Origin of the sequence: Aeromonas sp. BIGb0445 (genome assembly GCF_024809075.1) — a bacterium.
Lineage (GTDB): Bacteria > Pseudomonadota > Gammaproteobacteria > Enterobacterales > Aeromonadaceae > Aeromonas > Aeromonas rivuli.
The window spans coordinates 702,590-715,641 of sequence record NZ_JANUES010000001.1 but is presented as its reverse complement, the minus strand read 5'-3'; the positions used below and the strand labels follow the sequence as shown (position 1 = coordinate 715,641).

General features: G+C 61.6%; 13 protein-coding genes. 8 read left to right on the top strand and 5 right to left on the bottom strand.

Translation table 11 applies throughout. The annotated features are described in order from the left end of the window. Nucleotides 1-74: 74 nt before the first annotated feature. Nucleotides 75-1,430 carry a glycerol-3-phosphate transporter gene (gene glpT, locus M2367_RS03290; protein ID WP_042043440.1) on the bottom strand — a complete coding sequence of 452 codons (1,356 nt, stop codon included), beginning with the start codon at nucleotides 1,428-1,430 and terminating at the stop codon, nucleotides 75-77. A 486-nt stretch (nucleotides 1,431-1,916) separates the two neighbouring features. Here glpT and M2367_RS03285 point away from each other — a divergent pair, with 486 nt between their 5' ends. Continuing rightward, nucleotides 1,917-2,765 (top strand): MIP/aquaporin family protein, encoded by an 849-nt coding sequence (locus M2367_RS03285; RefSeq protein WP_259235761.1) that lies wholly within the window; start codon nucleotides 1,917-1,919, stop codon nucleotides 2,763-2,765. Between the two features lie 30 nt (nucleotides 2,766-2,795). Next, complete coding sequence (gene glpK / locus M2367_RS03280; protein ID WP_042043437.1) at nucleotides 2,796-4,298, top strand: glycerol kinase GlpK; 1,503 nt, start codon at nucleotides 2,796-2,798, stop codon at nucleotides 4,296-4,298. Nucleotides 4,299-4,573: 275 nt separating this feature from the next. On the opposite strand, the gene M2367_RS03275 is transcribed toward glpK, so the two are convergent. Then, nucleotides 4,574-5,476, bottom strand: a complete 903-nt coding sequence (locus tag M2367_RS03275; RefSeq protein ID WP_259235760.1) for a LysR substrate-binding domain-containing protein — start codon at nucleotides 5,474-5,476, stop codon at nucleotides 4,574-4,576. 261 nt (nucleotides 5,477-5,737) lie between these two features. Between M2367_RS03275 and M2367_RS03270 the strand changes: the two genes are divergently transcribed. The 6 genes from M2367_RS03270 (at nucleotide 5,738) to M2367_RS03245 (ending at nucleotide 10,027) form a co-directional block, all read left to right on the top strand. Then, entirely contained in the window at nucleotides 5,738-6,085 is a 348-nt protein-coding gene (locus tag M2367_RS03270) for a GFA family protein (RefSeq protein WP_042043435.1), read from the top strand. Nucleotides 6,086-6,309: 224 nt separating this feature from the next. Next, a complete protein-coding gene (locus M2367_RS03265; protein ID WP_259235759.1) occupies nucleotides 6,310-6,702 on the top strand; it encodes a DUF6404 family protein in 393 nt (130 codons plus the stop codon). 40 nt (nucleotides 6,703-6,742) lie between these two features. Further along, entirely contained in the window at nucleotides 6,743-7,108 is a 366-nt protein-coding gene (locus M2367_RS03260) for a VOC family protein (protein WP_259235758.1), read from the top strand. Between the two features lie 172 nt (nucleotides 7,109-7,280). After that, nucleotides 7,281-7,580, top strand: a complete 300-nt coding sequence (locus tag M2367_RS03255; RefSeq protein ID WP_259235757.1) for a putative quinol monooxygenase — start codon at nucleotides 7,281-7,283, stop codon at nucleotides 7,578-7,580. 99 nt (nucleotides 7,581-7,679) lie between these two features. Continuing rightward, the gene (gene dkgB / locus M2367_RS03250) at nucleotides 7,680-8,483 is read left to right on the top strand and encodes a 2,5-didehydrogluconate reductase DkgB (protein WP_259235848.1); all 804 of its coding nucleotides are present in this window, start codon (nucleotides 7,680-7,682) and stop codon (nucleotides 8,481-8,483) included. 371 nt (nucleotides 8,484-8,854) lie between these two features. Next, complete coding sequence (locus M2367_RS03245; protein ID WP_259235756.1) at nucleotides 8,855-10,027, top strand: MFS transporter; 1,173 nt, start codon at nucleotides 8,855-8,857, stop codon at nucleotides 10,025-10,027. Between the two features lie 71 nt (nucleotides 10,028-10,098). Here the strand turns inward: M2367_RS03245 and cydX are convergent, their stop codons facing one another. Genes cydX through M2367_RS03230 form a run of 3 tightly spaced genes read right to left on the bottom strand, consistent with a single transcriptional unit; the run spans nucleotide 10,099 to nucleotide 12,939 of the window. After that, entirely contained in the window at nucleotides 10,099-10,212 is a 114-nt protein-coding gene (gene cydX, locus M2367_RS03240) for a cytochrome bd-I oxidase subunit CydX (RefSeq protein WP_005310033.1), read from the bottom strand. A 28-nt stretch (nucleotides 10,213-10,240) separates the two neighbouring features. Next, nucleotides 10,241-11,368, bottom strand: coding sequence for a cytochrome d ubiquinol oxidase subunit II (gene cydB, locus M2367_RS03235; RefSeq protein WP_259235755.1), 1,128 nt, complete (start codon nucleotides 11,366-11,368; stop codon nucleotides 10,241-10,243). Continuing rightward, entirely contained in the window at nucleotides 11,368-12,939 is a 1,572-nt protein-coding gene (locus tag M2367_RS03230) for a cytochrome ubiquinol oxidase subunit I (protein WP_259235754.1), read from the bottom strand. Before M2367_RS03230 ends, cydB begins: the two co-directional genes overlap by 1 nt. Between the last annotated feature and the right edge of the window lie 113 nt (nucleotides 12,940-13,052).

Sequence of the window (13,052 nt, the reverse complement as noted above, 5' to 3'; positions counted from 1 at the left end):
AAGGCCCCGGCAGATGCGGGGCCTTTCGGAGTTTACCTTATCCCCTTTGGGATCGATAAGGTCAGGATCACGTTTTATGCCTTATTGGCGGCCGCCTTGGCTGCCACAGCGATATTTTCATGCTTGAGGGTCATGGCCAGCAAAACGATGGAGATCACGCAAGACGCGGTCAGCACCATGAAACCGCCATCCCAGCCGAAGTGGTCGACCGTGTAGCCCAACATGGCGTTGGCTGCGACTGCGCCGCCCAGGTAACCGAACAGACCGGTGAAGCCCGCTGCGGTACCCGCCGCTTTCTTGGGCGCCAGCTCCAGCGCATACAGACCAATCAGCATGACGGGGCCATAGATCAGGAAGCCGATGGCAACCAGCGCCAGCATGTCGATGGTCGGGTTGCCCGCCGGGTTGAGCCAGTAGACCAGCACGGCCAGGGTCACCAGCACCATAAACAGGATGCCAGCCGGGGCACGGCGACCCTGGAACAGCTTGTCGGAGATCCAGCCGCACAGCAGGGTGCCGGGGATACCCGCCCACTCGTAGAGGAAATAGGCCCAGGAGGAGTGATCCACGCTGAAGTCCTTGGCCTCTTTGAGGTAGGTCGGCGCCCAGTCCAGCACACCGTAACGAATGAGGTAAACGAAGGCGTTGGCGATGGCGATGTACCACAACAGTTTGTTGTGCAGCACGTACTTCATGAAGATCTCCTTGGCGGAGAACTCCTGCTCGTGACTCTCGTTGTAATCCTTCGGATAGTCGTCCTTGTACTCCTCAATCGGCGGCAGACCGACAGATTGCGGAGTATCACGCATCACGAAGAAGACGATCACCGCGATGGCTGCGGCAGCGGCCGCCGGCACATAGAAGGCACTGCGCCAGTCGTTGAACCAGCCCATGCCGAGGATGAACAGCGGGCCTATCATGCCGCCACCCACGTTGTGGGCCACGTTCCAGACCGAGACGACTTCACCCCGCTCCTTCTGGGACCACCAGTGCACCATGGTGCGGCCACAAGGGGGCCAGCCCATGCCCTGCACCCAACCGTTCAGGAACAACAGCACGAACATGATGCCGATGCTGGACGTGGCCCAGTGCATGGTCCCCATCATGAACATGATAGCGGCGGAGAGCAGCAAACCTGCCGACAGGAAATAGCGCGCGTTGGAGCGATCCGACACGTTCCCCATCAGGAATTTGGAGAGACCATAGGCAATGGAGACCCCGGACAGGGCCAGGCCCAGATCGCCGCGGGAGAAACCCTGTTCTACCAGATAGGGCATCGCCAGGCTGAAGTTCTTGCGCACCAGATAGTAACCGGCATATCCGAGGAAGATACCGAAGAACATCTGCCAGCGCATGCGCTTGTAGAAGGGGTCAACCTTGTCAGCCGGCAGACGCTCGATATGAGGCGCTGGCCTGAAAAAACTAAGCATCTTAGTTTCCTTGTCTTGTTGTTATTGAGTGTGGGACTTTGCCCAGTGCACACCGCACGATCAGTACATCTTGATTCGTAAGCGAGCCAATTATGCGCATTTAGGAACATTTAATCTGTGATGTAACCGAAAATATTACAGATTTATTACAGAAAGTGCGCACTAATGAGCAAACACTCATCAGACCAGAACCCTGATAGCAAGGGCCTTTCAGACTAACACCTAAGGGATAGACCACTTGCTACGCCTTGCTTTTCGTCACATTTTATTAGCAATGAATGGGATCTTGCCCACATTTCCCAACAGAGGGATGTGGCGAACAGGCCAGAAAGGTTTATTTTCTCATTCGTCCGAGAACGAGCGCAAACGAGCATAACGTTTGCGCAGACTCCAAAAACAACAAACCGATCCTCGGCGCCAATTGGAATGAAAGAAAAAACATGGAACATCAAAACCTGTCTGTGGGTGGATAAGAGGAATAAAGGAATGAGCATACAAAGACCCAATACCCTGCTTGGCGAATGTCTCGCCGAGTTCATCGGCACCGGCCTGCTGATCTTTTTCGGCGTCGGCTGTGTGGCGGCACTGGTGCTGGCTGGTGCCAACTTCGGCCAATGGGAGATCTCCATCACTTGGGGGATCGGCGTTGCCATCGCCATCTATGTGACCGGCGGCATATCAGGTGCCCACCTGAACCCGGCCGTGACCCTGGCACTGATGACCTTTGCCGGTTTTGACAAGCGCAAGGTAGTGCCCTTCATCATCGCCCAGATAGCCGGTGCCTTCAGCGCCGCCGCCCTGGTCTACTTCCTCTACAGCAGCCTGTTCACCCAGTGGGAGCTGACCCACAATGTGGTGCGCGGCAGCCTGGAGAGTCTGGCCACCGCCGGTATCTTCTCTACCTACGCCAACCCGCTGCTCTCCAACCTGCAAGCCTTCGCGGTCGAGCTGGTGATCACCGCCGTGCTGATGCTGGGCATCATGGCACTGGGCGACAACAACAACGGCGCCCCCAAAGGCTTCGCCGCCGCCCTACTGATTGGTCTGCTCATCGCCGTCATCGGTGCTTCCCTCGGCCCCTTGACCGGTTTCGCCATGAACCCGGCCCGTGACTTTGGTCCCAAGCTATTCGCCTTCCTGGCGGGCTGGGGCGATGTCGCCCTGACCGGTGGCCGTGACAACCCCTACTTCTGGGTACCTATCCTGGGCCCCATCGTCGGCGCCCAGCTCGGCACCGCCCTCTATGTGAAAGTGCTGGCTCCTTGCGTACCGGGCAACCGTGTTGCCGCCACCGAGCAAGCCGCCCAAACTGCTAAAGAAGAGGCCGCCGCTTAAGAGCGGTCCCATCCAAACCTGGAGAACATCATGTCTACTGCACAAAAGTACGTCGTCGCCCTGGACCAAGGCACTACCTCTTCCCGCGCCATCGTCTTCGATCAGGATGCCAACATAGTGGCCGTCTCCCAGCGGGAGTTCACCCAGCACTACCCCAACGCGGGCTGGGTCGAGCACGACCCCATGGAGATCTGGGCGACCCAGTCCTCCGTCTTCACCGAAGTGCTGGCCAAGAGCGGCCTGCACAGCGACCAGATCGCCGCCATCGGCATCACCAACCAGCGCGAAACCACCGTCGTCTGGGAGAAAGCCACCGGCAAGCCCATCTACAACGCCATCGTCTGGCAGTGCCGCCGCACCGCCGCCATCTGTGAAGATCTCAAGGCCCGTGGCCTGGAAGAGTACGTGCGCGACAACACCGGTCTGGTGGTCGATGCCTACTTCTCCGGCACCAAGGTGAAGTGGATCCTCGACAACGTCGAAGGCGCCCGGGAGCAGGCCATGAATGGCGAGCTGCTGTTTGGCACCATCGACACCTGGCTGCTGTGGAAGATGACCAATGGCGAGGTGCATGTCACCGATCCCACCAACGCGTCGCGCACCATGCTCTACAACATTCGTGATCTGAAATGGGATCAACGCATGCTCGACGAGCTGGGCATCCCGGCCTCCATGCTGCCCGAGGTACGCCCCTCCTCCGAGGTCTATGGCTACACCACCCGTGGCGGCGGCGCGCGCATCCCCATCGCCGGTATCGCCGGTGACCAGCAGGCGGCGCTGTTCGGTCAGCTCTGCTTCGAGAAAGGCATGGCCAAGAACACCTATGGCACCGGCTGCTTCTTGTTGATGAACACTGGCACCGAGCCTGTTCGCTCCAACAACGGCCTGCTGACCACCATCGCCATCGGTCCCAAGGGCGACGTCAACTACGCCCTGGAAGGGGCCGTGTTCATGGGTGGCGCCACCGTCCAGTGGCTGCGTGACGAGATGAAGCTCATTCACGATGCCCGGGACACCGACTACTTCGCCACCAAAGTCGGCGACACCAATGGCGTCTACCTGGTCCCGGCCTTCGTCGGCCTGGGCGCCCCTTACTGGGATCCCTACGCCCGTGGCACCATGGTCGGCCTGACCCGTGGCACCAACCGCAACCACGTGATCCGTGCGGCGCTCGAATCCATCGCCTACCAGAGCCGCGACGTGCTCGATGCCATGCAGCAAGACTCCGGCATCAAGCTGGCTTCTCTGAAGGTGGATGGCGGCGCCGTGGCCAACGACTTCCTGATGCAGTTCCAGTCCGACATGATGCGCACCCCAGTGGTACGCCCGACTCGCATCGAGACCACCGCCATGGGCGCCGCCTTCCTGGCCGGTCTGGCCGTGGGCTTCTGGAAGAGCGCGGACGAGCTCAAAGACAAGTTCAGCGTGGACCGCGAGTTCATCCCGCAGATGGACGACGCCCGCCGCGATCGCCTCTACGGCGGCTGGCAGAAGGCGGTCCAGCGCTCCCTTCGTTGGGCAGAAGAGGATTAACAGTCGGGGCGCGGCGCCCGATCCCGGCTGGCGCAGCCCCCGGGGCCACGCCTGCGGGTATCATCGCCAGGGGATGCCAAGCACCACTTGCATCCCTTGCGAGCCAGCCGCTCATCAATAAAAAGTGCATGCAGCGCGCACAACAGAGAAAGAGAGACGGGTAATAATCAACGGGCCGACAGCAATGTCGGCCCGTTTCTTTGTGGGGCTGTCAGGCGGTGGCCCGGGGGGCGAGCAGCGTCACGCCCTCCATGATGCCTGCGGTGCGGCGCCCCTCAGAGCGCGTGGCGGCCAATCTGCTCTTTCAGAAAATCGAGCCAGACCCGCAGCCGGATATCCCGCTGGGCATCGGAGTAGAACACAGCATGAATGGGGCGCGAGGCGCCGCTGTTGCTGCGGGCCAGCACCTCCACCAGGGCGCCGCTCGCCCTGTCTTCCCCCGTCATGAAGTCCGACAGACAGACGATACCCTGCCCCCCCAGCGCCAGCTGGCGCAGGGTCTCGCCGCTACTCGCCCTCAGGGTTGGCGTGATGGCGAACCTGTCTCCCTGCTCCTCGGTGAGCAGGGGCCAGTGATTGAGGTGCTCGGGATTCAAAAAGCCCAGCAGCTCGTGACCCGCCAGCAGATCCGCCGGCTGGCGCGGGGTGCCCCGCTCGCTCAGGTAAGCGGGGGATGCCAGCAGCCGCAACCGCGTGCGCCCGAGCGGCAAGGCGCGCAGGGAGGAGTCGGTCAGCTCGCCGATGCGAATGGCCATGTCCACCCGCCGCTCCATCAAATTGATAAAGCCCTCCGAGCTGTGCAGTTGCAGCTCGATACCGGGATAACGGCGCCGAAACTCGCCGATGAGGGGCACCAGTCGATGCAGGATGAAGGGGGTGGCGGCATCGACCCGCAGTATTCCCTCCGGCTGCTCCTTGCGACTGAGCAGATGGCTCTCCGCCTCGCTCATCTCGGTCAGCACCCTCACCGCCCGCTGATAGAACCAGCTCCCCTCCTCGGTCAGGCTGACCCGGCGAGTGGTGCGGTTGAGCAGCAGGGTCGCGAGCTTCTCCTCCAGCCGCTTGATGCCGCGGCTCACCACAGAGTTGTCCAGCCCCAGGTTCTCCGCCGCCTGGCGAAAACTGCCCGCCTCCACCACGGCCACAAACAGGGTCAGTTCATCGGAATGGGTCTTCATTGTTGTCATCCTGGCAAGAGTCATTGGGCTTTATAGGCACAATGCGGGTTAGTTGGCAAGGCAGCCATCCCGGATACGGCGCCTGATCCTGCTCTGTTTTCTTCTTGGAACCCAGGCTCGCGGCCCCATGCAGCGCCAGTCTGTCCCGATGGGACATGGCTATACTGATGCGGGCCCTTCATCCGGTCGGGATCCGGGGCCGCAAGGGCACAGAGCCGCCTCGGCTCAGGACCCTGACCATATAACGCAAGGAGTCGGGTGATGAAATACAAGGGAAGCTGCCACTGCGGCAGAGTGGCATTCGAAGCCGATGGTGAACTGACCCAGGCCCTGGCCTGCAACTGCTCCATCTGTCAACGCAAGGGGTCGCTGCTGTGGTTTGTCCCCTGGGAGAAGATGACGTTGCTGACCCCGCCTGAGGCGGCCAGCACCTACACCTTCAACAAACACGTGGTCAAACACAGATTCTGCCCCGTATGCGGCATGCACCCCTATGGTGAGGGGGTGGATCCCGATGGCAACCATGTTGCCGCCATCAATATCCGTTGCCTGGAAGCCATAGATCCCGAGTCCGTGCCTGTGCATCACTATGATGGCCGGGCCCTGTAGCCAGGGAGACCATCTGACGTTGTCAATCAGGCCGGAGGTACCTCTCTTCCCTCTGGCCTGCCCCTCTACCCCCAGCCTGATCTCCCCCCTCTACTGCACGGAACGATGTGATCCGGCGCAAACACCCGAGCCAGCAAAAAGGCTACAATCGGCACCACCTTATTGAAGGCCGGAGCGGCGCTCCATCGCCTGGCCCTGTCATGCCGTCACACAAGAGAAGCACCATGTTATTTGAACATCGCCTGTTCGCCGCCCATAGGGAGCTGGCCAGCAAGGGCGTGAAGGAGGTCAACTACAACCCGCCACTGTTCAGATTGCTGCGCAGACTGGGCCTGCGGCTAAGACCGCCCCACCATGAGCGCTTTCTGGTCAACCTGCTTGCCTTTGGTCTGCCGACAGGTGCCATCTGGGGGTTGTTGATGTGGTGCTTCGGCTGGCAGCATGAGGTGAGCCTGGGATATGCCCTGCGTCAGGCCAGTTTCTTCACCCTCTGTTTCGGCCTGCTGATGGCCACCCTCTTTTGGGGGCGCCGCCGGCAACTCAAGCTGATCCCCTGGGAGACACTGCCCTGCTCCACGCCGCGGACCCAGCAGCGCTGGCAGCCCAGACAATCGTGAGCCAGTCATCACACATCGTTTGAAACAAGAGGAAGCTGCCATGACCAAGGCCCATGAAAAACTGAACTATGTGGAGTTTGCCGCCAAGGATCTGGCGGCGACCAAGGCCTTCTTTCAGGCCGTCTTCGGCTGGCAGTTCGCCGACTACGGCCCTGACTACTGCGCCTTCGAAGGGGAAGGGCTGGATGGCGGCTTCTATCGCGCAGATCTCTATGGTCACAGCGCCCAGGGTGGCGCCCTGCTGGTGTTCTACAGCGCCGACATTGCCGCGACCCAGGCCAAGGTGTTCCAGCATGGGGGCTCCATCATTCGCCCGCTGTTCGATTTCCCCGGTGGCCGCCGCTTCCACTTCGTCGAGCCCAGCGGCAATGAATTTGCGGTCTGGTCGGAGGCAGCCACGGCCTGATGATATAGCCCGCAAGGCCGCCACTTTCCACACCACATGGGCGCCACTCAATAATCCTTGGCGCCAACCCGCGTTATTGATGCTCAATTATCAATAGTGTTTTGCGACTGCTGCTCTGTTCCCTCCATTTCGCCACGGGCATACTGGCCACCGTTTCCACGAGGAGGTTCGGATGTCATCTGCTGCTGTCGTCGTCATTGCCCAGCTTGAAGCCAAGCCCGCATTCAGTGCCGAGTTCCGAGCCGCCCTGACGCCGCTGGTCGCGGCGAGCGTGCAAGAACCCGGCTGCCACAGCTACCAGCTGCACCAGAGCCTGGACAACCCTCACAGCTGGATGCTGTATGAAGTGTGGGAGAGCCAGGACGCGCTCAACGCCCACCAGCAGCAGCCCCACTTTGTCGCCTTTGTGGCCGACACCGAACATTGGTTTGCCAGCAGTGCCGTCCGCCGTTACCACGCCGTGATGGCCTGACAACCCAGCGCCGCGCTATTTGCTATCTCACTATTTGCCCCGCCTTCGCCATTGCGCCAAGGAGCGAGGCTGAATGTCACAACACAATTGAGGAATTTGATAATGAACATGCCAATGATGGGTCTGGGGACCTTCCGCCTGAAAGAGCAACCCCTGCGCGACTCCCTGCTGCAGGGTCTGGATCTCGGCTATCGCCACATAGATACCGCCCAGATCTATGACAACGAGGCCGAAGTGGGCCAGCTGATGAGCGAAAGCGGTGTCCCCCGCCAGGATATCTACCTCACCACCAAGGTGTGGATCAGCGAGTTTGGCCAGGGCAAGGTGATCCCGAGCCTGGAGCTGAGCCTGGAGAAGCTGCGTACCGACTATCTGGACTTGGCGCTCATTCACTGGCCCTCCCCCCAGGATGAGGTGCCGATGGCGGTCTATCTGGAGCAGCTGGCCGAGGCCAAGGCCCGGGGCCTGACCCGGGAGATAGGGGTCTCCAACTTCACGGTCGCCCAGCTCAAACAGGCCATCGACATCCTGGGACCGGGCGCCATCGCCCACCAGCAGGTGGAAATTCACCCGCTACTGCAAAACCGCAAGGTAGTGGAGTTCTGCCGCGAGCAAGGCATCGCCATCACCGCCTATATGCCGCTCGCCTATGGCAAGGTGCTCGCCGAGCCCCTGATGCAGCAGATCGCCGCACGCCATGGCGTCTCCGCCGCCCAGGTATCCCTGGCCTGGTTGCTGGCCCAGAACATGGCGGTGATCCCGAGCTCCACCAAGCGCGCCAACCTAACTGCCAACCTGGCCGCCCTCGAGCTCAAGCTGAGCGGCGACGAGATGACCCAGATTGCCACCCTGGATCGGGGCGAGCGCTGCGCCAATCCGGACTTCGCCCCGGCCTGGGATTAACCGGATTGTTCCCTCTCCCCATGGGAGAGGGCCAGGGTGAGGGTATAGCAGCATCTTTCGCTACCATAGGCCAGTTTTGCAGCATATATAGAATACCCCCCTCATCCCCGACCCTTCTCCCGCCAGGGGAGAAGGGAGTCAATAACGATCCGGGATATTTATCCAACCCCTAGCGGGAGGCACTGTGCCTCCCGCTTTTTTTGGTTTTGTGCACCATCCACGCGATGCCCCGCCCGATAACACCCGCCTCCCCTCGGTTATTGCTGCTGATTGAGCAAAAGTCATTTGATGTCGTCGTCATTTTTGCCAACAAAGCTCTTGGGCATACTGGCCTCCTTCTCCCATAGGGAGCCCATATCCAAGGAGTTTCTATGCCACTGGCATTATTTGCCCTCACCCTGAGTGCCTTCGCGATCGGCACCACCGAATTTGTGATAGTGGGGCTCATTCCCACCATCGCCGAACAGCTTCATGTCTCGCTCCCCTCGGCGGGCCTGCTGGTCAGCCTCTATGCCCTCGGCGTCGCCATCGGTGCGCCGCTGCTGACGGCGCTCACCGGCAAGCTGCCGCGCAAGTGGTTGCTGGTCGGCTTGATGGCGCTGTTCACCATTGGCAACCTGCTGGCCTGGCAGGCGCCGGGTTACGAGAGCCTGATCGTCGCCCGCATCCTCACCGGTCTGGCCCACGGGGTCTTCTTCTCGGTAGGTAGCACCATCGCCACCGGTCTGGTAGCCAAGGAGAAGGCCGCCAGCGCCATCGCCATCATGTTCAGCGGTCTGACTGTGGCGCTGGTGACCGGCGTGCCGCTCGGCACCTGGATTGGCCAACAGTTTGGCTGGCGCGAGACCTTCCTGGTGGTCAGCCTGCTCGGCCTCATCGCCATGGTGGGCAGCCTGCTGCTGATCCCGAGCAACCTGCCAAAGGGGGCCGCCTCCAGCATCCGTGAGCAGCTCTCGGTGCTGACCAAGAAGCCGCTGCTGCTGGTCTACGCCAAGACAGCCCTCGGTTACGGCGGCGCCTTCACGGCGTTTACCTTCCTCGCCCCCATCTTGCAACAGGTGAGCGGCTTCGGCGCCAACGCGGTCAGCCTGATCCTGCTGGTGTACGGGGTATCGGTGGCGTTCGGCAACATCTGGGGCGGCAAGCTGGCAGACAAGATGGGCCCCCTGCCCGCCCTCAAGCTGATGTTTGCCGGGCTGGCGCTCATCTTGTTGCTGCTCACCTTCACCGCGCCCCATCCGATGCTGGCGGTGCTGACAGTGCTGGTGTGGGGCGCCTTCGCCTTTGGCAACGTGCCGGGCCTGCAGGTGCTGGTGGTGAAACAGGCGGAGATCCATACCCCCAACGCCGTGGACGTGGCCTCCGGCCTCAACATCGCCGCCTTCAACGTCGGCATAGCGCTGGGATCCGTGGTCGGTGGTCTGGTGGTGGAACACCTGGGGCTGATGCACACCCCCTGGATAGGCGCCCTCATAGTGCTGCTGGCCTATGGCCTGACCCACGTCAGCGAGAAGCGCGAAGCCAAATTGGCGCTGGCCATCTAATTCGCCGCGCAGACGCAAAACGAAAAGGCCGACACCCAGTGTCGGCCTTTTGCATTTCCAGAACGCGGGGCTCAAGACTCCTTGAGATCCTCGTCCGCGGCCCAACGGGCCTCCAGCCAGAGCAGGTTGACCAGGCCACACAGCAGGGCAAAGCCCAGCCCCAGGATCCAGGTGAAATACCACATAGTCGAAACTCCCTTGAGGTGAAGACGGTTAGTAGAGGCTGTGACCGTGCTGGCGCACCTGATCCGTGCTGACCTTGCCGCGCACCACCCGGTAGACCCAGAGGGTGTAACCGATGTTGATGGGCATCAGCACCCCCACTATCCCCAGCATGATGAGCAGGGTGCCCTCGCTGGAGGTGCCATCCCACAGGGTCAGGCTGCTCGACGGATCCAGCGACGAGGGCAGCACAAAGGGGAACAGGGCGATGGCGATGGTCAGCATCATGGTGGCGCAGGCGCCGCCGCTGGCCATGATCGCCAGCCGCGCTCTGCCGAGGTGGCTTGCCAAGGTACTCATCAACGGCAGCAGCAGGCCCAAGGCAGGCACAGCCCAGAGCACCGGGTGCGCCACGAAGTTGCCAAGCCAGCCATCCGGCGCCGTCGTCACCTGCTTCATCAGCGGCGTCAGGGCGCCGTTGAGATCGCCAATCTCCGCAATCTGGTATCCCCGCATCTGGCTGAGCCAGAGGCCGCCGAGGGCAAACAGGCCGCTGGCCAGGGGCCCGAGCCAGAGGCTCTGGCGGGCGCAGCGCTCGGCGATCACCCCCTGGGTCTTGCACTGCAGGAAGCTGGCGCCATGCAGCATCAGCAGGGCCAGCGCCGTGCCCATGCAGGTCAGCAGCAGCGGCCAGTTAAAATCGAAAACGCCGTAGTGGATGCGAAGGGCCGAGTCGAAGCGAAACGGCAAGCCTTGCAACAGGAAGCCCAGCGTCGCGCCAAACACCAGGGTCGGCAGCAGGGCGCCGGTCACCAGGGCCCTGTCCCACCAGCGGCGCCACTGGGCCGATTCCAGCTTGCTGCGATAGTCAAAGCCCACCGGGCGCAGGAAGAGGCCGAACAGCAGGAACATGAAGGGCACGTAGAGCGCCGAGAAGGCGGCGGCATAGACCAGGGGCCAGGCGGCGAACAGGGTGCCGGCCCCGGCGATGAGCCACACCTGGTTACCCTCCCACACCGGGCCCACGCTGTTGAGCAGCACCCGCCGCTCCTCATCGCTCTTGCCGACGATGGGCAGCAGCAGGCCCACCCCCAGATCGAAGCCATCCATCACCACGAAGCCGATGAGCAGGAACAGCACCAGACCCCACCAGATCACTTTCAGGGTTTCGTAATCCATCAGAGCGCACTCCCGTTTTGCAACACTTCACCTTGATAACGACCCGTCTGCAGGCTGGCGGGCCCTTTGCGGATCACATGACGCAACAAGAACAGCTCCACCACCAGCAAGCTGGTGTAGATGAGGCTGATGGAGATGAGGCTGAACCAGATCTGGCCCGGCTGCAGCAAGGAGACCGAGGCCGACACCGGCAACACCTCGCTGATGGTCCAGGGCTGGCGGCCAAACTCGGCCACGAACCAGCCCGCCTCGATGGCGACCCAGGGCAGCGGAATGCACCAGAACAGCGCCTTAAGCAGACGCGGCGACTGCACCAACCGACCTCTACACAGTTGCAGGAAGGCGGCGGCAAAGAGCCCGAGCAACACCACCCCGATGCCCACCATCAGCCGGAAGCTCCAGAACAGCGGTGCTACCTGGGGCACGGAGTCCTCCACCGCCCGCGCGATGGCCCCTTCGTCCGCCTTGGCTATGTCCTTGGCATGAGGGGTGAGCAGCAGACCGTAGCCGAGATCCTGGCGATGCTGCTCGAAGGTGGCGCGGGCGGCTCCATTGCCACCATCCTGGCGCAGCGCCTCAAGGGCGCCATAGGCCCGCATGCCGCTGCGGATGCGCACCTCGTGCTCGGCCTTGAGATCTTTGATGCCGGTCACCTGCTCATCCAGGGAGCGGGTGGCGATGATGCCCATCAGATAGGGGATCTTGACGGCCCCGTGGGTGGTCTCGGCGCTTTGATCGGGCCAGCCGAACAGGGTGAAGGCGGCCGGGGCGGGCTCGGTCTCCCACTCCGCCTCGATGGCGGCGAGTTTGACCTTCTGCACCTCGCCAGTGCGATAACCGGACTCATCCCCGAGCACGATAACCGAGAGGATGGCGGCCAGGCCAAAACCGGAGGCGATGGCAAAGGAGCGCAGGGCGAAGCGCACCTCCATGGTGCGCAGCAGATACCAGCTGCTGATCCCCATCACGAACAGGGAAGCCGCCACGTAACCCGCCGCCACAGTGTGCACGAACTTGACCTGGGCCACCGGGTTGAACAGCACGGCGGTCACATCGGTTAGCTCCATGCGCATCGTCATGGGGTTGAACTCGGCACCGACCGGGTTCTGCATCCAGCCGTTGGCGATGAGGATCCAGAGGGCGGAGAGGTTGGAGCCGAGCGCAACCAGCATGGTCACCATCAGGTGCTGACCACGGGAGAGCCTGTCCCAGCCGAAGAAGAACAGGCCCACCAGGGTGGACTCCAGGAAGAAGGCCATCAGCCCTTCCACCGCCAAGGGGGCGCCGAAGATGTCGCCGACATAGTGGGAGTAGTAGGCCCAGTTGGTGCCGAATTGAAACTCCAGGGTGATCCCCGTGGTCACCCCCATGACGAAGTTGATGCCAAACAGCTTGCCCCAGAAACGGGTGATGTCCTTGTAGATCACCTTGCCGGTCATCACGTAGGCGGATTCGGCGATCACCAGGATCCAGGACAACCCCAGGGTGAGGGGCACAAACAGGAAGTGAAACATGGCCGTGGCCCCGAACTGCAATCGGGACAGGCTTACCACATCATCCAGGTTAATCATGCAGGACTCTCTATGTTGCATTTAACAGACAGCTTTTCGCCCGTTAAGTACAACACGCCCTATGACACCTATAACAGATGCAGTTATAGTGAAATACACCTATAACAGTTAGG